The sequence below is a fragment of the Kribbella polygonati genome (genome assembly GCF_050320105.1).
Taxonomy (GTDB): domain Bacteria; phylum Actinomycetota; class Actinomycetes; order Propionibacteriales; family Kribbellaceae; genus Kribbella.
This window is the reverse complement of record NZ_CP190129.1, coordinates 8,205,006-8,225,628: the sequence shown is the minus strand read 5'-3', so window position 1 is coordinate 8,225,628 and position 20,623 is coordinate 8,205,006. Positions and strand designations below refer to the sequence as shown.

The 20,623-nt window shown below is 70.6% G+C and carries 20 protein-coding genes; 8 read left to right on the top strand and 12 right to left on the bottom strand.

Going from position 1 to position 20,623, the window contains the following annotated elements; genetic code table 11:
• The first annotated feature begins 36 nt into the window (after positions 1–36).
• The 4 genes from ACQHIV_RS39680 (at position 37) to ACQHIV_RS39665 (ending at position 4,862) form a co-directional block, all read left to right on the top strand.
• Positions 37–2,013: an ABC1 kinase family protein gene (locus tag ACQHIV_RS39680; RefSeq protein ID WP_427889535.1), complete on the top strand. Its 1,977-nt coding sequence runs from the start codon at positions 37–39 to the stop codon at positions 2,011–2,013.
• 29 nt (positions 2,014–2,042) lie between these two features.
• A complete protein-coding gene (locus tag ACQHIV_RS39675; RefSeq protein ID WP_427889533.1) occupies positions 2,043–3,425 on the top strand; it encodes an MFS transporter in 1,383 nt (460 codons plus the stop codon).
• Between the two features lie 4 nt (positions 3,426–3,429).
• Complete coding sequence (locus ACQHIV_RS39670; protein ID WP_427889531.1) at positions 3,430–3,717, top strand: 4a-hydroxytetrahydrobiopterin dehydratase; 288 nt, start codon at positions 3,430–3,432, stop codon at positions 3,715–3,717.
• Between the two features lie 74 nt (positions 3,718–3,791).
• Positions 3,792–4,862 (top strand): VPS10 domain-containing protein, encoded by a 1,071-nt coding sequence (locus ACQHIV_RS39665; RefSeq protein WP_427889529.1) that lies wholly within the window; start codon positions 3,792–3,794, stop codon positions 4,860–4,862.
• A 94-nt stretch (positions 4,863–4,956) separates the two neighbouring features.
• Here the strand turns inward: ACQHIV_RS39665 and ACQHIV_RS39660 are convergent, their stop codons facing one another.
• The gene (locus ACQHIV_RS39660) at positions 4,957–5,310 is read right to left on the bottom strand and encodes a VOC family protein (protein ID WP_427889527.1); all 354 of its coding nucleotides are present in this window, start codon (positions 5,308–5,310) and stop codon (positions 4,957–4,959) included.
• Positions 5,311–5,335: 25 nt separating this feature from the next.
• Positions 5,336–6,151 (bottom strand): helix-turn-helix domain-containing protein, encoded by an 816-nt coding sequence (locus ACQHIV_RS39655; protein WP_427889525.1) that lies wholly within the window; start codon positions 6,149–6,151, stop codon positions 5,336–5,338.
• Between the two features lie 50 nt (positions 6,152–6,201).
• Between ACQHIV_RS39655 and ACQHIV_RS39650 the strand changes: the two genes are divergently transcribed.
• Positions 6,202–7,026, top strand: coding sequence for an acyltransferase domain-containing protein (locus ACQHIV_RS39650; protein WP_427889523.1), 825 nt, complete (start codon positions 6,202–6,204; stop codon positions 7,024–7,026).
• Here ACQHIV_RS39650 and ACQHIV_RS39645 read toward each other — a convergent pair.
• The 4 genes from ACQHIV_RS39645 to ACQHIV_RS39630 all read right to left on the bottom strand — a co-directional run bounded on the left by ACQHIV_RS39645 (position 7,021) and on the right by ACQHIV_RS39630 (position 12,823).
• The gene (locus ACQHIV_RS39645; protein ID WP_427889521.1) at positions 7,021–8,160 is read right to left on the bottom strand and encodes a hypothetical protein; all 1,140 of its coding nucleotides are present in this window, start codon (positions 8,158–8,160) and stop codon (positions 7,021–7,023) included. The genes ACQHIV_RS39650 and ACQHIV_RS39645 overlap by 6 nt on opposite strands.
• A gap of 78 nt (positions 8,161–8,238) precedes the next feature.
• Positions 8,239–8,868 carry a DedA family protein gene (locus ACQHIV_RS39640; protein WP_427889519.1) on the bottom strand — a complete coding sequence of 210 codons (630 nt, stop codon included), beginning with the start codon at positions 8,866–8,868 and terminating at the stop codon, positions 8,239–8,241.
• A gap of 64 nt (positions 8,869–8,932) precedes the next feature.
• Entirely contained in the window at positions 8,933–10,114 is a 1,182-nt protein-coding gene (locus ACQHIV_RS39635) for a cytochrome P450 family protein (protein WP_427889517.1), read from the bottom strand.
• A 9-nt stretch (positions 10,115–10,123) separates the two neighbouring features.
• Positions 10,124–12,823, bottom strand: coding sequence for an AAA family ATPase (locus ACQHIV_RS39630; RefSeq protein ID WP_427889516.1), 2,700 nt, complete (start codon positions 12,821–12,823; stop codon positions 10,124–10,126).
• Between the two features lie 95 nt (positions 12,824–12,918).
• On the opposite strand from ACQHIV_RS39630, the gene ACQHIV_RS39625 reads away from it, so the two are divergent.
• From ACQHIV_RS39625 to ACQHIV_RS39615, 3 genes are read left to right on the top strand one after another with little or no spacing between them, the layout of a single operon-like run.
• Entirely contained in the window at positions 12,919–13,983 is a 1,065-nt protein-coding gene (locus tag ACQHIV_RS39625) for a class I SAM-dependent methyltransferase (protein ID WP_427889514.1), read from the top strand.
• Positions 13,984–14,016: 33 nt separating this feature from the next.
• Complete coding sequence (locus ACQHIV_RS39620; RefSeq protein WP_427889512.1) at positions 14,017–14,343, top strand: ArsR/SmtB family transcription factor; 327 nt, start codon at positions 14,017–14,019, stop codon at positions 14,341–14,343.
• Positions 14,333–14,773 (top strand): SRPBCC family protein, encoded by a 441-nt coding sequence (locus ACQHIV_RS39615; protein ID WP_427889510.1) that lies wholly within the window; start codon positions 14,333–14,335, stop codon positions 14,771–14,773. Before ACQHIV_RS39620 ends, ACQHIV_RS39615 begins: the two co-directional genes overlap by 11 nt.
• Here the strand turns inward: ACQHIV_RS39615 and ACQHIV_RS39610 are convergent.
• From ACQHIV_RS39610 to ACQHIV_RS39585, 6 genes are read right to left on the bottom strand one after another with little or no spacing between them, the layout of a single operon-like run.
• Complete coding sequence (locus tag ACQHIV_RS39610) at positions 14,733–15,524, bottom strand: ABC transporter permease (RefSeq protein WP_427889508.1); 792 nt, start codon at positions 15,522–15,524, stop codon at positions 14,733–14,735. The genes ACQHIV_RS39615 and ACQHIV_RS39610 overlap by 41 nt on opposite strands.
• Positions 15,508–16,326: a 2-aminoethylphosphonate ABC transporter permease subunit gene (locus tag ACQHIV_RS39605; RefSeq protein WP_427889506.1), complete on the bottom strand. Its 819-nt coding sequence runs from the start codon at positions 16,324–16,326 to the stop codon at positions 15,508–15,510. Before ACQHIV_RS39605 ends, ACQHIV_RS39610 begins: the two co-directional genes overlap by 17 nt.
• Positions 16,326–17,714, bottom strand: a complete 1,389-nt coding sequence (locus ACQHIV_RS39600; RefSeq protein WP_427889505.1) for an ABC transporter ATP-binding protein — start codon at positions 17,712–17,714, stop codon at positions 16,326–16,328. Before ACQHIV_RS39600 ends, ACQHIV_RS39605 begins: the two co-directional genes overlap by 1 nt.
• The gene (locus ACQHIV_RS39595) at positions 17,711–18,736 is read right to left on the bottom strand and encodes a 2-aminoethylphosphonate ABC transporter substrate-binding protein (RefSeq protein WP_427889503.1); all 1,026 of its coding nucleotides are present in this window, start codon (positions 18,734–18,736) and stop codon (positions 17,711–17,713) included. Before ACQHIV_RS39595 ends, ACQHIV_RS39600 begins: the two co-directional genes overlap by 4 nt.
• Positions 18,733–19,413, bottom strand: coding sequence for a phosphonatase-like hydrolase (locus ACQHIV_RS39590; protein WP_427889501.1), 681 nt, complete (start codon positions 19,411–19,413; stop codon positions 18,733–18,735). The genes ACQHIV_RS39595 and ACQHIV_RS39590 overlap by 4 nt, the downstream gene beginning before the upstream one ends.
• Positions 19,410–20,582 (bottom strand): TIGR03364 family FAD-dependent oxidoreductase, encoded by a 1,173-nt coding sequence (locus tag ACQHIV_RS39585; RefSeq protein ID WP_427889499.1) that lies wholly within the window; start codon positions 20,580–20,582, stop codon positions 19,410–19,412. The genes ACQHIV_RS39590 and ACQHIV_RS39585 overlap by 4 nt, the downstream gene beginning before the upstream one ends.
• Positions 20,583–20,623: the final 41 nt, after the last annotated feature.

Genomic DNA, 20,623 nt, shown 5'->3' with positions numbered 1-20,623 from the left:
GCCGTCGGCGCGGGTCCAGCGCCTAGTGTTCCCGGCATGGACGTTGTCGTGTTGCGGCTGACCAACCTGGTCCTGTTCATGGTGATCTTCGTGCCGATCGCGCAGCGGCTGCTCGGGGTGCGGTTCGGGTTCGGGCGGCTGGCGGTCGGTGCGCTGATCACGCTGAGCGTGTCCGGTCCGCTGGCGGTCGCGATGATCGGTACGCCGCCGTGGACCGGGTCGAACGGTGCCGCGATCGCGTACATGGTGCTGATCGCGCTGGTGTCGATGGTCGCGGGGCTGGTGTTCCTGGTCCTCGCGGAGGCGCTGGTGCCGACCGGGTCGTTGCCGAGGGCCCGCGATCTGCGCCGCGACGTCAGCGGGCGGCTCGCGCGTACCCGAAGGTACTTGCAGATCCTCCGGATCGCGATCAAGCACGGCCTCGGCCCGTACCTCCGCGGCCGCCGCCGCCCGGGCCGCGAGAACGCCGCCGGCCAAGCGGAACTCGCCCGCTCCCTCCGCCTCGCCCTCGACGAGGCCGGCGTCACGTTCGTCAAGCTCGGCCAGGTGCTGTCCACCCGCAGCGACATCATCCCGGCATCCGTAGCCACCGAGCTAAGCCGCCTCCAGGACCAGGTCACCCCCGCTCCCTGGCCGGCCGTCGAACAGGTCCTGATCGACGAACTGGGCGCTCCCCTCCACCACCTGTACGCCGACTTCAACACCACCCCGCTGGCCGCCGCCTCGGTAGCCCAGGTCTACACCGCCCGCCTCCCCGAAGGATCCGATGTGGTGGTGAAGGTGCAGCGGCCGGGGATCGGGGGGCTGGTGGAGCGGGATCTGGATATCGTGCGGCGGCTGGCGCGGTTGCTGGAGCGGAACACGGACTGGGGGCGCGCGATGGGGGTTCGGGCGCTGGCGGACGGGTTCGCGGATGCCATGCGGGAGGAGTTGGACTTCACCGTCGAGGCCGGCAACATGACCACGGTCGCGGCCGGGCGTTCCGTTGCCGCCAGCAATGATCTCGTCGTACCGCGGTTGTATCCGGAGCGCTGTACCCGCCGGGTGCTGACCATGCAGCGCCTCGACGGTATCGGTCTCGGGAACGCCCAGCAGGCGATCGCCGACCGCGGGCTCGACCCGGTCCGCCTCGGCCGCACGCTGTTCGACTGCCTGCTCGGGCAGGTGGCGATCGACGGCGTGTTCCACGCGGACCCGCACCCGGGCAACTTCCTGCTGCTCGCCGACGGCCGGATCGGGATGCTCGACCTCGGCTCGGTCGGCCGCCTCGACCCAGCCACCCGCGAGGCCCTGCAGCGGTTCCTGCTCGCGATCGACCACGGCGACCCGGTCGCGGCCACCGACGCGCTGCTGGAGATCGTCTACCGGCCGGACGTGATCGACGAGCGCTCGCTGGAACGTGCCGTCGGCCAGTTCATGACCAAGTACCTGTCCGCCGGCGTCACGCTCGGCCCGGCCATGTTCAACGACCTGTTCAGGATCATCACCTCGCACGACCTCGGCGTACCCCCGGAGGTCGCCGCGGTGTTCCGCGCGCTGGCGACGATCGAGGGCACGATCTCCCGGATCTCCCCCGGCTTCGACCTGGTCGCGGCGTCCCGCCAGTTCGCGGGCGCGCACGTGATCGACCGCCTCGCTCCGGACTCACTTCGCCGTACGGCGACCGAAGAGCTCGCGCAGCTGCTCCCGATGCTGCGCCGGCTCCCGCGCCGGATCGACCGGATCGCGGCCGCCGCGGAGAGCGGCCGGCTCGGCGTGAACGTCCGGCTGCTCGCCGACGAACGCGACCGCCGGCACTTCACCGCCCTGCTCCACCAGGTCCTGCTGGTCATCCTCGGCGCCACCGCCGGCATCATGGCCGTACTGTTGCTCAGTACCTCCGGCGGCCCGAAGATCACCGAGACGATGTCGCTGTTCCAGCTGTTCGGCTACAACCTGCTGGTGATCTGCGCCGTCCTCGTGCTCCGCGTCCTGGTACTGATCTTCCGCCTCCCAGGTAATCGCTTGACTTAAACCCCACTTCAACTTCGACGATAGCGGGCATGACCGTCACCGAGGCCCGCCCGAAGCTCTTCACCGGACAGCATCTCCCCTTGGTTCTCGGGGTGATCGGCCTGGTCACGCTCGGCGCGTTCGAGAACCGCGCGGTCGGTACGGCGCTGCCGACGATGGTCCGCGAGTTCGACGCGCTCGGCAGCTTCGGCCTGGCGAACGCCACCCCGAACGCGAGCTACCTGATCTCGCTCGCGATCGCGGGCCTCTGGTCCGACCGCCGCGGCCCGATCCCGACGCTGCGGGCCGGCGCGATCTCGTTCGCCCTCGCCCAGCTGCTCGTCGGTACGGCGGCCGCGATGCCGATGGTGATCGCCGGCCGGCTGCTCAGCGGTCTGGCCGAAGGACTGCTCGACGTGTCGCTGATGGTGCTGGTCGCCCGGGCGCTGCCCGCCGTACTGCGGCCGCGGATGTTCTCGTTGTTCGCCGCGATGTGGATCCTGCCGTCGGTACTCGGGCCGGTGCTGACCGGCGTCGTCACCGAGCAGTTCGGATGGCGCTGGGTGTTCCTCGGCGCGGTCGCACTCCTCGTCCCGAGCTGGCTGCTGCTCCGCCCCGCGATGCGCCAGTCCGCCGACGTACCGGCGCCGGAGCGCTCCGCGGACGACGCGGCCGAGCTGGAGGCGTGGCGCGCCGCACTCCCCTGGGCACTGGCCGCGTCGGTCGCGCTGTTCACGATGACCGTCGCCGGCGACCACCTCCAAGCGCATCCGCTGCTCGGCGGTACGGCGATCCTCGTCGCGCTCCTGGTCCTCGGGCGGGCCGCCGTACGGGTGATGCCCGCGGGCACGTTCACCGCCCGCCGCGGGTTCCCGGCCGTCGTCGCGGTCCGTGGCCTCGGCGGCGCCGCCTTCGCCGGGGTCGGCGCGTACCTGCCGTTGCTGCTCACGCTGCAGCACCACTTCAGCCCGTCGAAGGCCGGCGTCACGTTGTCGATCACCGGGGTGTGCTGGGCGTTCGGGTCGTGGCTGCAGGGCCGGGAGCACGGGTTCGCGCGGGTCGCCGTACTGCGGACCGGGCTGGCGTTCATGACGATCGGGCTCGCTGTGACGTCGCTGCTCGCGTGGACCGACGCGACGACGTGGTTCGGGCTGATCGGCTGGGGTTTCGGGGGCATCGGGATGGGCCTCAGCTCGTCCAGCCTGTCGGTGCTGACGCTGGATCTCTCGGACCAGAACAACTCCGGCCGCAACTCCAGCGCCGGCCAGATGGCCTCGACGATGAGCATCGCCACCGGCCTCGCGATCAGCGGCACCCTGCTCGCCTTCAACGCCGACAATCCACGGCCATGGGTGTTCGGCACGATCATCACCGCGGGCGCCGCCGCCGCGGCCGCGGGCCTGCTCGCCACCAGACGGATAGGTCTAGAGTGAGCGCATGGCTGACCTCTTGACCGACGACCAGATCGACCTCGCCCTGCGCGACCACCTGCCGAGCTGGAAGGTCGTGGACGGCGAGCTGGTCCGCAGTGTCACGAGGGACAACTTCCTGGACGGCATCCGGCTGGTGGCGACCGTCGCGCAACTCGCCGAGTCGATGAACCACCACCCGGACATCGACATCCGGTACACCACGATCACGTTCCGGGTCAGCAGCCACGAGGCCGGCGGGCTGACCGAGGACGACCTCGTCCTGGCGCGCCACATCGACACCGCCGCTGCCTGACCGCTTTCCGTCATGACGCCTGTCGGCCACGGCAGGCGCTGGATCGGCGTACCGAAAGCCCTTACATCTAAGGGATGACCTCACGCCACCTTGCGATCACCAGTGCCCTGACCGCCCTCCTCACCCTGCTCCCCGCGTACGCCGACGCCGCGGACCCCGGCTGGTCCTGGAACCGCCCACACTGCGGAAAGGTGTACGGCGACGGCTCGGTGACCTTCACCGACACCGACGGCCAGGTCCTCGCGAACACGACCGGCACGCTGCAGGCCGTCACGTACGCGAAGGTCGCCGCCCTGCAGGAACCGAACACGCTGATCAGCATCGGCCAGCGGTCGATCCAGCGTTCCAGCGACGCCGGGTGCAGCTGGCAGCTGCTGGACAAGTCGCCCGACGACCTCAGCACGTACGACGTCCAGGCCGGGCCGGGCGACTCGGCGTACATCTACAGCGTCAACGACCAGCCGATCTATCGCGTGCACGGCTCGCAGGTCACCTCGACCCTCGGGCCGGTCGAGTGGAACGGCCTCGCCGCGCTCGACGCCCGCGCCGGGCGGTTGCGCGCGGTGTCGACGGACGGGCAGATCTACGACTCCACCGACGACGGCACGACCTGGCAGCGGGCCGGCGTACCGGCGGCCCCCGATCTCTTCCTGTACGACGCGGTCGTCGACCCGCGGAACCCCGACCACATCGTCGTCGGGGTGATGTCGGACGGCGTCTACACGACGTACGACGGCGGCCGGAGCTGGACCCGGGCGCGGGCCGTGGAGCGGGTGAACGCGTTCAGCCTGACGATCTCGCCGGCGGATCCGTCGAAGGTGTGGCTGGAGGGGTACGACCGGGACCGCTCGACCCGGTTCATCTGGCAGTCCGACGACGGCGGGCTCAAGTTCCGCGAGGTCCTGGACCAGAGCCGCGCCGACCTGATCAACGGCAACCGGATGTGGGCCTCCCCGGTCGACCCCGACCTGCTCTACTTCAGCTACGGCACGTCCTTCGCCAACTTCGGCGCCGACCTCTACCGCTTCGTCCCGTCCACCGGCGCCCTCACCAAACAGCACAACAAAAACGACGGCATCCCCTCCCTCGCCTTCAACCCCGCCAACCCGAAGATCCTCTACCTCGGCCTGGCCGAGGAGCGGTAGGCGGACCTCCAACACTCACCAAGGTGGTCGAGGGACCCGTGCGAGCGCAGCGCTGAGCGGACGCGGCGCCGGCGGCGGCGGGTTGGTGAGTGCCTCAGGTCCGCTCCTGGCGCAGTCCGATCAGCACGCCTTCGGTGTCGCGGACGTAGCTGAGGCGGCCGATGCCGGGGAGTTCCTGGATGTCGCCGACGGGTGTGCCGCCTGCGCCGCGGGCGGCGTCCAAGGTGGCTTCCAGGTCGTCGACCTCGATCCAGGCGATGGTCTGCTGGGTCTGGTAGCGGTTGCTCATGATCGCGGCGTCGATTCCTTCGCCCGCGCCGGTCTCGGCCAGTAGGTAGCCGTCCGGCACGGGTGCGGGGGTGACCTGCCAGCCGAACACCTTCGTGTAGAACTCCGCCGCGCGGTCGTGGCTCTCGGCAACTATCTCGACATGGATGATTTGTCCCATGCCCCCGATCCTGCTCCGCGGGCGGCTATCCGTCTTGGACGGATCTTCCATGCATCAGCGCCGCGATCCCGTTCTGCACCGCGAGGAACGTCGTCGCGCTCACCCCGGTGTACCGCTTGAAGTCGCGCGCCGCGTGCGCCTGGTCGTAGTACCCGTGCAGCGCCGACAGCGTCGCCGCCGCGTCCGCCGGACCGCCGAGCAGTCCGCCGACGAAGTCGTAGTACCGGATGATCTCGGCGTACTGCTTCGGCCCGATCCCCACGCTCCGCCGGAACAGCCGGTACAGCGTGCTGTACGACGTACCGCACCGCCGCACGACCTCCGCCACCGCGACCCGCCCACGCAACTCGTCGATCGCCCGCACCGCCGCCACCACGACCGGCGGTACGTCGGCCCCGGTCAACCACGCCGCCAGGAACCCCGCCAGCCGCTCCGCCCGCTCGGCCCCGAACGGCACCGCCCGCAGCTCCCCCACCAACCCGGCCGCGGCCGCGCCGGCCCAGTCCCCCAGCTCCAGTACGTCGTCCACCAACGCCGGCAACCCGAACGCCGCGAGACCCCACGGCGTGAACTCGACGCCGACGTAGCTCGACGTACCGACCTGCCCGAGGACGTGCGGCCGCGTCATCACACCGAACACCGACGCCGCGTTCACCCACTCGGCCCCAGTCACCGGATCGTGCCGCGTCCCCGGCTCGGCGAGCGCGATCGCCAGGCCCGGCCGCCCGTTCGGGATCAGGATCTCCCGCCGGACCTCGGCCAGCGGCGCGGACTCCACCATCCAGACATGCTCGACCACACCCCGCAACCGTTCCGGCACCGGAAACCGCTGGTAGCTCACGCCTCAGATCGTAAGGTTCTGTCCGCCGTTACATCGGTTACCGTTGACCGGTGACGACTGCTGAGGAGTACCGGCTGCTGGGGTTTTCGGAGGTCGATCGGGAGGCGGCGGAGGCGTTCGCGACGGATCCGGTGGCGGTGAAGGATCTTGCGGACCAGCTCCGTGCCGCGGTCGGCAAGCTCGGGCAGGAGGCCGAGCCGACGTTTCCGGAGGACCCGCGGAACTCGGTCCAGGCGTACCTGGACACGGTGCCGGACATCCGCCGGTTCCACGCCGGGCGCGGCATCCCGGACGAGATCAGCTGGGCCTCGCTCGCGGATCTCGGGCAGCAGCTCAAGGTCAACCGGCGTACCCACGGTGACTACGGCCTGGAGACGCACTGGTGGCTGCGGCACTTCTGGAACGGGCAGATCTACTCGCTCGGCCGGCTGCAGTACATGATCTACGAGGTCACCGAGAAGGACCCGGTTCCGGGCGTCGCGACCGGCGAGTGGGTGATCGGCGTCCACATCCCGGAGACCGGTCCGCTGACCCCGGAACTGGTCGACGACAGCCTGCGGCAGGCCCGCGAGTTCTTCCCGCGGTACTTCCCGGAGCACCCGGTGCGGATCGCGACGCTCTGGTCCTGGCTGATCGACCCGTACCTGCTGGACCACCTTCCGCAGGACTCGAACATGGTGAAGTTCGGCCGCCGGTTCACGCCGTACGGGACGCCGGTGGACAGCCAGGACAGCGCGATCTTCTTCACGTTCCGTACGCACGGCACCGACCACCTCGACGAACTCCCGCAGGACACCACGCTGCAGCGGCTGGTCGTGGGGCGGATCAAGGACGGCGGCACCTGGCAGAGCGGGTTCGGCTACCTGGAGCTATGAACGCGCCGGTACGCCGTTCTTGGCCAGCCAGCTGGCCAGTTCCATGTTCGACACGCACCGGACGTCGGGCTGTTTGCACGTCTCCAGCACGAACTGGGTGAGCGCGTCGGAGTACACGCTGTTGTTCCAGTGGTTGAAGTGGTTGCCGAGGAACAGCGGCGGGTTGTCGCCGGCGCGTGACTTGGCCAGCGTCTGCCGGTAAGTCGCGAGCACCTGCGCCTTCATCGCCGCCGCCTGGGCGACCGGCGCCCGCTTCGCCCTGGTCTGCGAGTACCAGAGGTTGTAGTCCATCGTCAGCGTGATCTTCTTGGTCCCCGCGAGCGGCACCGACTCGAGCGGGAAGTTCCAGACGCCGTTCTCCTTCTTCGGCCACGCGAGGTAGCCGGGCGTGGAGGCGTCGTACAGCATGCCGCGGCGGACCATCGCGGCCCGGTACGCGGCCCGGTTGCCCTCCAGGCACGGCGTCCGCATGCCCTTCACGGTCGACGGGTCGAACGGCGGCTCGACGGTCTTGCCCGCGGCCAATGTCGGCCCGGTCCGGATCATCCGGTCGAACGCGTTCAGCTCGGCGGTCCACTGCGCGGTGGTCCAGCGGCCGATGCCGTTCGTGCCGCAGAAGTGCCCGTTGGCGTGCGTACCGATCTCGTGGCCCTCGGCGATCGCCTGCCGCAGTACCGTCGTACGGCCGAGGATGTTCGCGGTGTCGCCCCAGCCGATGTCGGACGCGCCGGGCTTCTTGTACGGCGGTTTGTAGTCGGTGCGATGGTCCTCGGGGTAGAGGTACGGCCCGGACAGGAAGAACGTCATCCGTGCGTTGACCTGTTTGGCGACGGCGCGCCAGTGCGCCCAGAGCCCGAGGTCGCCGGCACCGTCGAACGAGACCACCACGAACAGCGGCGGCTTCCCGTTCGGCAGCCGCGCCGGGAACGACCGCAGCACCGGTGCAGCAGCCGGGAGCCTCCCGGTCGACGGCGTGATCGAAGGAGTCGTGGGTTTCGTCGTCGGCGTCACCCCGGTCCTGGGAACCGTGTGTTGGCTGGGCTTCGGGGCACCGTCCGGCGGTACGTCGGCACACCCGGCCAGGACCGCCGCGACGACAACCGCAACGGCCGCGAGGTTCACCCCAGGCCTCACCACCTCCCTACTGACGCACGGAACGCCGGAAAGGTTGGGCCAGGACACGCGTCCGCACGGAAACCCGCGCGGGGATCGTTAGGCGCCTGTGATCTTCGCGGCGCGGCGCCGGTTCGCGATCCGGCGGGACGTCTCGATGACCAGACCGATCACCGCGGCCAGGCTCAGACTGAACGCGAGCCCCTTCAGCTGGTCGTGCGCGAACGCGTCCCCGCCCAGGTAGCCGAGCATCGCGACGTACGTGTACGCGATCGTCACGCCGAAGAACGTGAAGATCAGGAACTTCTTGAACGAGTACCGGGTCGCGCCCGCGGTCAGCGTCGCGACCATCCGGGCGCCCGGGATGTAGCGGACCGTCATCAGGATCAGCCCGCCGCGTTTGTGCAGCGCGCCCGAGACCCGGTCGTAGAGCTGCTGGCGGCGCTCCTGGCGCTTCATCCAGCGGTGCAGCGCCGGGCCGGAGCCGCGGCCGAGGAAGTAGCAGAAGGACTCGCCGATCACCGAGCCGGCCATCGCGACCGCGATCACGAGCGGCAGGTTCTGGTGGCCGGCCGCCGCGGCCATGCCGGCGGTGATCACCATGCCCTCGCTGGGCACCACCGGGAACACCGCGTCGACCGCGGCGGCGACGAACAGGATGAGCAGCAGCCAGTGCGACTGCATCGCGATGCTCAGCAGGTGCCGCGCGACCTCCATCAACTCCGTCACCCCGAAAGGATGCCATTGCGGGTCAAGATCGCCGCAATCCCACCGATGTCATTTCACCGGATGTTCAGAGCAGCACGGGCAGTTCGCGGATCGCGTTCATCAGGAAGCTCGGGTGCCGCGGCGGGTCCTGCTCGGGTACGGCGAGCCGCAGCCGCGGGAACCGTTCGAACAGCATCCCGAGCGCGATCCGCCCCTCCAACCGGGCCAGCGGAGCGCCGAGGCAGTGGTGGATCCCGTGCCCGAACGCGAGGTGCGCCGAGTCCGAGCGGGTGATGTCCAGCTCGTCGGCGCGCTCCACCTTCCGGACGTCGCGGTTCGCCGGCAGCAGCGCGAACACGATCACCTCGCCGGCCTCGATCCGCCGCCCGGAGACGTCGATCGGCGCGCGGGCGACGTACGGAATGGCGGCCTGCAGCGGGCCGTCGTACCGGAGCAGTTCCTCGACGGCGGCGGGGAGGCGCTCGGGCTCGGCCTTCAGCAGCTCGAGCTGGTCCGGATGCCGGAGCAGAGCGTGTACTCCGTTACTGATCAGGCTGACCGTCGTCTCGTGGCCGGCCGCGAGCAGCAGGAACACCATCGAGGTCAGCTCGTCCTGGCTCAGCCGGTCCCCGTCCTCCTGGACGGCGATCAGCCCGGACAGCAGGTCGTCGGTCGGCGCCTGCCCCTTCTGCGCGATCAGGTCGTGGACGAACTCGCGCATCAGCGTGATCGCCTCGACGTACTCCTCCGGGGTGTGCACGGCCGCGTTCACGAACACCGACGACCAGCGGCGGAAGTCGTCCCGGCGGACCGCGGGGATGCCGATCAGCTCGCAGATCACGGTGATCGGCAGCGGGTAGCTGTACGCGTTCACCAGGTCCACGGGTCCTTCGGCGGTCGCCAGCTCGTCGAGCAGGCCGGCCGCGAGCTCGCGGATCCGCGGCTCGAGCGCCTCGATCCGGCGCCGGGTGAACGCGGCCGCGACCAGCTTCCGCAGCCGGGTGTGGTCCGGCGGGTTCAGGTTCAGCATGTGCAGCTCGGTACTGGCGATCAGGTCGTCCATCACCGCGTCCCGGTGCGGCCCTTCCATCGACGACCGCACCACGTCCGGATGCGCGAGCAGCTCGCGCGTCTCGGCGTACCCGGTGACGAGCTGGACCGGGACGCCGGTGAACATCGTGAAGCGCTGCACGGGCCCGGTCGAGGCGAGGTCCTCGAACCCCCAGTGCCGGGCGATGCCACTGATCTCGGTGAACGGCTGGCGCATGCGGCCAGCCTACGTTCGGCCCGAGGCCAGGTGGTCGGCCAGCTCGCCGCGGGAGTGGATGCCGAGCTTCGCGTAGATCTTGCGCAGGTGGTACTCGACGGTCTTCGGACTCAGGAAGAGCCGGGCCGCGGCCTCCCGGATGCTGTTCCCGTCCACCAGCAGTACGGCGATCTGGCGCTCTTGCGGCGTCAGGTCGTCCGCGGTGCTCGGCACCCGGCGCCGTGCGGTCTCGCCGGTCGCCTTGAGTTCGGCCGCCGCCTGGTCGGCCCAGCCGAGCGCACCGAGCAGGTCGAACCCCTGCACCGCGAGCCGGAGCTGGGTCCGCGCGTCGACGCGCCGCCGTACCCGCCGGAGCCATGCGCCGTACGCGAGCCGGGTCCGGGCCAGCTCGAAGGCGTCCGGCGTCTGCTCGTGCCGGCTGAGCGCGGTAAGGAATTCCTGCTCGCTCTCGCCGGCCTCCCCGAGCGCCCTGGCCGCGCGCGCCAACGACCACGGTTGCCCTTTCGCCTCCGCGAGTACGGAGTGCTCGCGGGCCACCCGCCGTGCGTCGTCCGGACGCCCCAACCGCAGGTACACCTCGGCCAGCTCCGGAGCCGGCGACAGGTCCGGATCCTTGATGCCGTACTCGGCCAGTACGCCGACCAGCCGCTCGTACTGCGGCAACGCCGCGGCCGGGTCGCCCCGGGCGAGCTCCAGGTCGCCGAGCGCGAACAGCGACCACGTCGTACCGATGTGGATCTCGTGCTGTGCGCAGATCCGCAGGCAGCGCAGCGCGAGTTCCTGGGACCGCGCCCTGCCCTGGTGGGACATCAGCCAGGCCAGTCCGGCCAGGTTCATCGCCTCTTCGGTCGTCTCGCCGGTCTCCCGTGCCAGCCGGATCGCCTCGTCGTACGACGCTTCGGCGTCGGCCCACCGATCGGTCGTCGCGTCGTCGCGGGCGAGCAGGAACAGCAGCCCGGGCAAGGCCGCCAGCGCGACCTGTTCACGCCGTTCGTGCATCGCCTGCTGCAGCAACGCCCGCCCGGTCCCGGTCTCCCGGAGGAACAACGCCCCCATCACCGTCCAGTACTGCCGGCGCGGATCCTTGCCGGCCTCGTCGTGCGGCGTCAGAGCGAGAGCGTCGCGGATCTGGTCCGTCCCGCCGCTGCCGCCGGCGAGGACCTTCGCGACGCCGCTCGCCAGCATGCCGACGATCCGCGCGCCCGGCCGCTCGAGCACCGGCAGCAGACTGTCGAGCCGGCCGGCCGCGTCGAGTCCGGCGGCGGTGTCGCACAACTGCAGACAGGCCGCGACCGCGTCGGCGAGCAGTCCGACGGCGACTTCCGGTTCGGTGGATTCCGCCGCGGCCGCGACGAGGATGTCGAGCGCCCGCCGCGGCGACCCGCACTTCAGCTCGATGTCGCCGCGAATCGCCTGGACGTGGATCGAGACCGGCACCGGCGGCCGCAGCAGCAACGCGTCGTCGAGCAACGCCTCGGCCCGTTCCGCCTGCCCGGCCGACCACGCGGCTTCACCGGCCGCGACCAGTCGGACCGCGGCGTCCGGCGATCCCCGGCTCAGCCGGCCGGCACGCTCGTACGCCGTCGCCGCGACCGCATACGCACCGCGGGACGCCGCATGCTCGGCCGCAACGACCAACCCGGCCGCCACTTCGTCGTCGGCACCGAGGACGGCCTCCGACAGGTGCCACGCGCGTCGGTCCGGGTCGGGCGTCGCCCGGGCAACCGCCTGATGCGCCGTACGGCGTTCCGCCGGGTCGGCGCTGGTGTAGATCGCCGACCGAACCAGCGGGTGCCGCCACTGCACCTGGCTGTCGCGGATCGCGATCAACCCGGCCGCCTCGGCTTCGGCCAGCGCAGCCACGTCGACACCGGCCTCGGCGCACCCACGGGACACGACCCCGAGCTCCGGGTCGTCCACCGCCGCGATCAGCAAGGCGGTCCGCGCGTCCCGGCTCAGCCCGTTCGCCCTGCTGGCAAAGGCTTCCGCGAGCATCGCCGGGACCGGGAGCGGTACGCCGGGAGGTATCCGGAGCAGCCGCTCAGGATCATCGGCGAGCTCCAGCAACGCCAGCGGATTGCCCGCCACGGTGTGGTGCAGCTGCTCGACCAGTTCCGCCGGGAGGTGCCGCATGATCTGCTGCGCGGCGTCGAGCGGGATCCCGTCCAGCCGGAGCGTCGGCAGGTCGGCCTGGAACGGCTGCAGTTGCTGACTGCGGACCGCGATCACCATCGCGATCGGGTCGGCCACCAACCGTCGGGCGGCGAACAGCACGGCCTCCGCGGACGGCCGGTCCAGGAGATGGGCGTCGTCGACGAGCAGCACGACCGGCGTGTTCTCGGCGTACCGGCAGATCAGGCTGAGGGTGGCGGCGCCGACGGCGAAGCGGTCGGCCGCGCCTGCCGTACCCGGTCCGAGCGCCAGCGCCGCGGCGAGTGCCGTCCGCTGCGGGCCGGGGATCCGGTCCAGGTCGGTCAGCGCGGGCCGCAACAGCTGCAGCAGTCCGGCGAAGGGCAGTTCGCTCTCGGCCTCGGTGCCGCGGGCGCGCAGCACCTGCAGTCCGTCGGCCAGTACGGCGGCCTCGTCCAGCAGGGTGGTCTTGCCGATGCCGGGCTCGCCGGTCACGAGCAGTACGCCCGCGGCTCCGACCCGCGCCCCCGCGATCAGTTGCTCGATCGCCCGGCGTTCGGCATCCCGCCCGATCAGCATGTTCGCAGTGTGCCACCAGGTGCCCCACCTGACGCGACGGCCGGGCTCGGCTGCCTACGTTCGGCGTACCGATTCCCACGAAGGGGGACAGAGCGATGACTGTTGCGATTGACGCCGACAAGCTGATGGGCTTGGTCTACAAGGCTGTCGACGAGGTGGGCGCGACGCTGAACGCGGCGCTCGTGGTGATGGGCGACCGGCTCGGCTACTACCAGGCGCTCGCCGACCACGGCGCGGCGACACCGGCCGAGCTCGCCGAGCGGACCGGCACCGACGAGCACTACACACGGGAGTGGCTGAACGCCCAGGCCGCCGGCGGACTCGTCGAGTACGACGCGACCTCCGGCCGCTACACGTTGCCGCCGGAGCAGACCGTGGCGCTGACCGATCCGAGCAGCCCGGCGTACCTGCCCGGCTTCTTCCAGATCGCGCTCGGCACCGTCAACCACGCCACCGAGACGATCGAGGCCGCCCGCAGCGGCGCCGGGATCGGATGGCACGAGCACACGTCCGATGTCCACATCGGGTGCGAGCGGTTCTTCCGGCCGTCGTACAACGCGAATCTGCTGACCAGCTGGCTGCCCGCGCTGGAGGGTGTCGTGGGCGAGCTGGAGCGCGGTACGACGGTCGCCGACATCGGCTGCGGGCACGGCGCGTCCACGATCCTGATGGCCGGGGCGTTCCCGCGGTCGACGTTCACCGGCTCCGACTACCACCAGGCGTCGATCGAGACCGCCCGGCAGCGCGCGGCCGACGCCGGGGTCGGCGACCGGACGTCGTTCGAGGTGGCGCCGGCGGACCGGTTCAGCGGGAGCGGGTTCGGCCTGGTGACGACGTTCGACGCCCTGCACGACATGGGCGACCCGGTCGGGACCGCCCGGCACGTCCGCGACGCACTGGCGCCGGACGGGACGTGGATGCTGGTCGAGCCGATGGCCGGGGACCACGTCGAGGACAACCTCAACCCGGTCGGCCGGGCGTACTACGGCTTCTCCACGCTGCTCTGCACACCGGCCTCGCTGTCCCAGCCGGTCGGCCTCGCACTCGGTACGCAGGCCGGCCCGGCGCGGATCCGGGACGTGACCAAGGCGGCCGGGTTCACCCGATTCCGGACCGTCGCGCAGACGCCGTTCAACCTGGTCTTCGAGGTCCGCCCTTGACAAGACACTTCACCAATTGGTGAAGTATTGCGGGTGCTGACTGGACTGCCACGGACGTTCGGAGCGCTCGCGGATCCGACCAGGCTGGCGATCGTGGGCCGGCTGAGTCGCGGCCCGGCGACGATGGGGGAACTCGCCGGGCCGCACCGGCTCACGCCGCCGGCGATGACCAAGCACGTCCGGGTGCTGGTCGACGCCGGGCTGGTACGGCGGGAGCGGGCCGGCCGGACCGTGGTGTGCTCGCTCCGGCGGGAGGCGGTCGCCGAGGTGGAGCAGTGGCTCGGCGACCTCACGTCGTACTGGAACGGCACCGTTGACCGATTGGAAGAGCTCTTGCGGGAGGACGGCGATGGACACTGAGATCCGGATCGAAAGGGTGCTTCCGGCAACTATCGCGCGGGTGTACGACGCCTGGACGCGCGCCGAGCTGCTGGCCCGGTGGTACTGCCCGAACCCGCGGCTGTCGCTGAAGGTCGACGCGGACGTACGCGAGGGTGGGTCGTACGTCGTGGAGATGGGGCCGCATGTGGTCCGCGGTACGTACCTGGAGGTCGAACCGCCGAACCGGCTGGTGTTCAGCTGGCGGTGGGACGGGACCGACGACGCGCCGACCCGGGTCGAGGTCGAGCTGACCGAGGTGCCGGAGGGGACCCGGATGCGGCTCAGCCACACCGGGTTCGCGACCGCCGAGGACGCCGCGAACCACCGGCTGGGCTGGGACCCCGAACTCGACCGCCTGGCCGGGCTGCTCAGCGCTCGGCAGCCCGACCCCGCAGCCGATCGAGGATGAGGACGAGGACGACGGTTGCCACCAGCAACACCACCGCCTCGGCCGCGGCGACGAACGCCTGACCGCGGTCGGTCAGCGCGAAGATGCTCACCGGCAGCGTCCGCCACGACGCCGGGTAGACCATGATCGTCGCCCCGATCTCGCCCATCGACAGCGCGACCGACAACCCGGCCGCCGAGGCGATCGCGGGCAGCAGCATCGGCAACCGGACCCGCCACAACACCCGCGCCGGCGAGGCACCGAGCGAGGCGGCGACATCGGCGTACGACGGATCGACGCGCTGCAGGGCGGCCGCGACCGTTCCGTAGCTGAAGGCAACCATCAGCACGAGGTGGGCGATCACCACGATCCACTTCGTGCCGTTGAGCAGGATCGGCTGCCGGGAGAACGCGACCAGCAGCCCGAGGCCGACGACCACGGACGGTACGGCGATCGGGAGGTGGTGCATGGCGTCGGCGAGGCGGGCGAACCGGGTGTTCGCGGCCGAGAGTGCACCCCAGGTGCCGAACAGGACCGCGAGCAGCCCACCCATGAACGCTGTTTGCAGGCTGACCGAAAGCGATGCGAGTTCGTCGCCGGACAGGGCCTGCTGGAGATGGCTGGTGGTCGGGTCGGACGGGAGTACGCCGTTCCACGAGCCGGCGAACGCGGCGGCGATCACGACCAGGAACGGCGCCAGGACGAGTACGCCGAAGACGACCGCGAAGGCGGTCCAGACGACGGCCTTTCCCGATTTAGTCCAGACGAGCACGGCGGCCTCCTCCGAGCGCTGCCCGCAGTACGGCGTACAGGCCGAGCGATAGCGCGATCTGGACGACGGCGATCACGCAGGCGCCCGGGTAGTCGAACATCACGATGCCCTTGGTGTGCACGAGCATCGGGAGCATGGTGGTGTTCTTCGCGCCGAGGAACAGGACGATGCCGAACTCGTTCAGCGTCAGCAGTAGCGTGAGGCTGCCGCCGGCGACCAGGGCCGGTCGTACTTCGGGGAGTACTACCTGCCGCAGTACCCGCCAAGGGCCCGCGCCGAGGCTGGCGGCGACGTCGAGCTGGGCGCGCGGGAGGCGACTCATTGCCGCTAGCAACGGTCTCATGACGAAGGGGGTGTAGAACGTGACTTCGGCCAGCACCACCGCCCACGGCGAGGTGAGGAACCCGCCGGCGCGGAGGATGCCCGTACTCCCGTAGATGAAGGTGAACGAGAGCGCGACGAGGAACGACGGCAGCGCCAGCATCGTGTCCACCAGGCCGGCCACCACCCGCGCGCCCGGGAACGGCACGAAGCTGATCACCACGGCGAGGAAGGTCCCCACGATCATGCACCCGATCGTCGAACAGACCGCGATCCGCACGGTCCGCACCAGCGCGTCGCGGAACTCCGCCGATCCGATCACCACTCCCCAGGCAGGCACAGACTCGACCGCGACCAGCACCAGCGGATAGACCACCAGCACCGCGATCACGAGCAACGGCGGCAGCACCCACAACCATTTCCCGTCCCGCCGCCGGCCCCGATCCACCACCAGCGCGGTCCCCAGCGCCTCGACAGCCATCAGTCCCCCACCACCAAACTGCAAGCCTCGACGGGCAACCCCAGCACCACCGAAGCCCCCAACTCCGGCACCCACCGATCCGCCGCAACATCCACCCGCACCACCACATCCCCCAACCCCTCCACAGCACAGGTAACCCGCTTGGAGTCCCCCCGCCACTGCACCCCCACCACCCGCCCACCCAGCCCCACAACCGATCCCACACCACCCGGGGTGGCGCCGGCACCGGCCCCTCCCACCTCACCCAGCACCCCCGCACCACCCAGCGCAGCGGCACCGGCACCTTCCACCAGCACCCCCGCACTACCCGGGGCGGCGGCACCGGCCCCTCCCACCTCACCCAGCACCCCCGCACCACCCAGCGCAGCGGCGCCGGCACCACCCACCAACTCCCCCGCACCACCCAGCGCAGCGGCACCGGAACCTTCCACCAGCACCCCCGCACTGCCCGGGGCGGCGGCGCCGGGCCCTCCGACCTCACCCAGCGCCCCCGCATCACCCAGCGCGGCGGCACCGGCACCTCCCACCTCGCCCTGCGCCCCCGCACCGCTCGGCGACAGGCGGATGGCGTGTGGTCTGATGCACAGGAGCGATCCACCGGTTTCTGCTGTCAGTCCTGGGATCTCGTGGCCTGCCACCCTGACGGCGCCTTCGGAAATCTCGACAGGCAGCAGGTTCGCCCCGCCCAGGAACGACGCGGTGAAGGCCGACGGCGGGGCGGCGTACAACTCGGCCGCGGGCGCGACATCCACCAGCCGCGCGTCCCGCATGACAGCGATCCGATCCGCCAGCGCGAGCGCCTCCGACTGATCGTGCGTCACATACACGATCGCGATGTCCGGCACCTCCCGCCGCAGCTTCTGCAGCTCACCCAGCATGTCCGCACGCAACTGCGCGTCCAACGCCGCCAACGGCTCGTCCAGCAACAACACCGGCGGCTTGATCGCGAGCGCCCGCGCGATCGCCACCCGCTGCTGCTGCCCACCCGACAACTCCCGCGGAAACCGCGTCCGGAAATCCGCCATCCCGACCATCTCGAGCATTTCCGTGACCCGCGCGGCCACCTCCGCCTTCGGCCTGTGTGCGGCCTTCAGGCCGAAGGCGACGTTCTCCGACACCCGCAGATGCGGGAACAACGCATAGTTCTGCACCACCACCCCGATCCCCCGCCGCGCCGGCGGGAGCTCGGTGACGTCCCGGCCGCCGAGCCGGATCCGCCCGCGCGACGGCCGGACGAATCCGGCCACCGCCTTCAGCGCGGTCGACTTCCCGGACCCGGACGGCCCGAGCAGCGCGACCGTCTCACCGGCCGCGACGCTCAGGTCCAGTCCTTCCAGCGCGCACGTACGGCCGAAGTGCACCGTCACGTCCTCGAGCTGAACGGTCATCCCACAGCCTTCGTGTACGCCGCCACATCCGCATCCAGCTCCGTCAGCACCGCGGCCCAGTCCGGCTGCCACACCTCGACCCCGTCGGTCGCCTTCCGCACCGACGTGAAGTTCGCGTCGGTCGGCTGTACGTCGTCGCGCGCCGGCAGCCCGAACGCGTCCTTCGAGATCGTCTGCTGCGCGTCCGTCGACAGCAGGTACTCCATCAGCTGCTTACCGCCGTCGGCGTTCGGCGCCCCCGCACCGAGCCCCATCACGTACGGCAGCGCCAGCGTCGTCCGCTTGCCCTGCACGGCCGGGAAGAAGATGCTGAACGCCGACTTGTCGTTCGCGATCGACGCCGCATTCATCTGCAGGTCGCCGTTCGCGACCAGCAACTCGCCCTTGCTCACCTTCGGCTGCAGCTTGCCGGTGGACGCGGACGGCCCGACGTTGTTGGCTTCCAGCTTCTTCAGGTACGCCAGCGCGCCGTCCTTCCCCAGCAGATGCTGGAGCAGCAGCAGTACGGCGGTACCGTCGCCCGCCTGCCCCGGCGTCGAGTACTGCAGCTTGCCCTTGAACTTCGGGTCGAGCAGGTCGTCGAACGTCTTCGGCGTACCGGCCTGGGCGTTCGCGATGAAGCACAGGTAGTTGTCGACGACCGTGACGTAGTCGTCGCCCTTGACGCCCTTCACCTGATCCGCGCCAGGTACGGCGTACTTCTGCAGCAGCCCGTCCTTGTCCGCCTTCTGGATGAACGGCGGCAGCGTGACGACGACGTCGGCCTGCGGGTTGGACTTCTCCTTCTGCAGCCGCGACACCACCTCGCCGGAGCCCGCCTCGACGGTCTGGACCTTGATCCCGGTCTTCTGGGTGAACGCGTCGAACCGGGTCTTGTACCAGTCGGCGAGTCCGTCGGCGGTGTAGACGGTGACGGTCTTCTTCGCACCGTCGCCGGTGGTCGAGGCCGCACCGGTCCCGCCACAGGCGGCGGCAACGGTCAGTACGAGGGTGGTGGCGAGCAGGGTCTTGAGTGCCTTCACTTCTCCAGCCTTCGATCGAGGAGCAGGCCGGGCAGGTCCCGGACCGACTCGAGTACGTGCGTCGCGCCCGCGGCGGTCAGTTGTTCGTTGCCGTGGGCACCGGTCAGGACGCCGGCCACGATCCCGGCACCGGCCCGGATCCCCGTCGTCATGTCGTAGGCGGTGTCCCCGGCCACGGCCACGTTCCGGACGCCGTCGGCGCGCAGTTCGAGGAGTGCCTTGAGCACCATGTCCGGGTACGGTCTGCCGCGGCCCGCCTGCGCCGGGCAGAGAGTGAGGTCGGCCAGCTGCTGCCAGCCGAGAGCGGTCAGGATCCGGTGCTGGGTGGTCTCGGCGAAGCCGGTGGTCAGGCAGACCTTGATGCCGGCGTCCCGGAGTTCCTGGATCGCGTCGGCCGCACCGTCGATCGGCGCCAGTCCGTCGTCGATCAGTTCGCCGTACGCCGCCTCGAACGCCGCGTTAGCCTGCTGCGCCGCGTCCTCGGCGCCCAGCAGCGCGCGGAACACGGTGATCTTGGATTCGCCCATCGTGGCGCGAACATGCGCGATCATCTCGTCGTACCGCGGGGTCCCCGGTTCGATGCCCTGGGCCCCGATCGCCGCGGTGAACGCCCGCTCGACCAGCCCGTCATCGGCAACAGTCGTCCCCGCCATGTCGAGCACCGCCAGCTGAATCATCGCCCCGCCCCTTCGTCGGACGCCCGTCCAGCCAGGTCGTCAACGCCTGCAGGGGATCCGGGTCGCGGCGAGCGTGCGCCCTCGATCGCCTCGAAGCTCGCTTCGGCGATCGCCGGCGCCATCGTCATCCCGCGTCCGCCAGGCCCGGTCACGAGATACACGCCCGAAGCAACCTCTCGCCGCACCACCACCTCATTGCTGGTGGCCTGCGAATACACCCCAGCCCATCGCTGGGTGATCACGGGCAGTTCCCGTCCGAGAATGCTTTCGACCACCCCGCGCAGGTAGTCGTACGGATCGGTCTGTACGTCGAACCCGAACGGCTCGTCGTACTCGTGGGTGTCGCCAATCGTCAGTCCACCGTGCGTCCGCTGCACCATCAGCAGCTGCATCTTGTGCGCGTCGGCGATCTTCGCCTGCGGCGGCAGGTCGCCGAGCGCGGGACCGGCGAAGGCCGGGTAGTACCGGAAGCTGTCACCGTCCGCGACCGCGGTCGTGAGGGTGTCGTCGAGCGGCGCCGTCTGCATCATCTGCAGGCGCACCCGGCGTACCGGCAGGTCGTCGGTCAGCTCGCGGATCAGCCCGCTGTGCCAGGCGCCCGTACAGAGGAACACCAGGTCGCCCGCGTGGACGTCGCCGTGGTCGTCGACGACTTCGCCGGACCGGACGTTGCGTACCTCGCGTCCTCCTCCGAAGCTGTATCGGCCGGACTTCTCCAGTTCGGCGCGCAGCGCCGGCAGGATCTCGCGCGGTTCGACGATCGCGTCCCGGGCGCACCACAGCGCGCCGTGCAGGTCGCCCTTCAGCGCGGGGTTGCGCTCCCGGGTCTGCTCCGGGTCGAGTACCTGGAACCCGCGCGCCGCCGCGTCCGGGCGGGCCGCCGCCTCCTTGGCGACCGCGAGCTCGGCCTCGCTCCGGCAGACCGTCAGCGAGCCGGCGGTCCGGACGCCGATCCCCGGCACCTCGGTCCACAGGTCGCGGGCCCGCTGCGCCAGCTCGACCTCGGCGCCGTCGGCGCGGCCGCTGACCCAGACCAGACCGAAGTTCCGCACACTGGCGCCGCGCGCCTCGAGTTCACGCTCGAGGTGCAGCACCTCGTACCCGCGCCGTACCGCCTGCCAGGCGTGGAACGTGCCCAGCACGCCACCACCCACCACAACCACCCGCACATCCGCTCCTCTCGTCGAGACCAAGATTGGTCCGGACCAAT

What these genes read in the sequence shown, in the direction of transcription:
- ACQHIV_RS39605 (WP_427889506.1), bottom strand. Translation starts at nt 16,326, where the DNA reads ATGGCTGTCGAGGCGCTGGGGACCGCGCTGGTGGTGGATCGGGGCCGG.
- ACQHIV_RS39675 (WP_427889533.1), top strand. Translation starts at nt 2,043, where the DNA reads ATGACCGTCACCGAGGCCCGCCCGAAGCTCTTCACCGGACAGCATCTC.
- ACQHIV_RS39625 (WP_427889514.1), top strand. Translation starts at nt 12,919, where the DNA reads ATGACTGTTGCGATTGACGCCGACAAGCTGATGGGCTTGGTCTACAAG.
- ACQHIV_RS39600 (WP_427889505.1), bottom strand. Translation starts at nt 17,714, where the DNA reads ATGACCGTTCAGCTCGAGGACGTGACGGTGCACTTCGGCCGTACGTGC.
- ACQHIV_RS39630 (WP_427889516.1), bottom strand. Translation starts at nt 12,823, where the DNA reads ATGCTGATCGGGCGGGATGCCGAACGCCGGGCGATCGAGCAACTGATC.
- ACQHIV_RS39635 (WP_427889517.1), bottom strand. Translation starts at nt 10,114, where the DNA reads ATGCGCCAGCCGTTCACCGAGATCAGTGGCATCGCCCGGCACTGGGGG.
- ACQHIV_RS39590 (WP_427889501.1), bottom strand. Translation starts at nt 19,413, where the DNA reads ATGATTCAGCTGGCGGTGCTCGACATGGCGGGGACGACTGTTGCCGAT.
- ACQHIV_RS39615 (WP_427889510.1), top strand. Translation starts at nt 14,333, where the DNA reads ATGGACACTGAGATCCGGATCGAAAGGGTGCTTCCGGCAACTATCGCG.
- ACQHIV_RS39670 (WP_427889531.1), top strand. Translation starts at nt 3,430, where the DNA reads ATGGCTGACCTCTTGACCGACGACCAGATCGACCTCGCCCTGCGCGAC.
- ACQHIV_RS39680 (WP_427889535.1), top strand. Translation starts at nt 37, where the DNA reads ATGGACGTTGTCGTGTTGCGGCTGACCAACCTGGTCCTGTTCATGGTG.
- ACQHIV_RS39665 (WP_427889529.1), top strand. Translation starts at nt 3,792, where the DNA reads ATGACCTCACGCCACCTTGCGATCACCAGTGCCCTGACCGCCCTCCTC.
- ACQHIV_RS39660 (WP_427889527.1), bottom strand. Translation starts at nt 5,310, where the DNA reads ATGGGACAAATCATCCATGTCGAGATAGTTGCCGAGAGCCACGACCGC.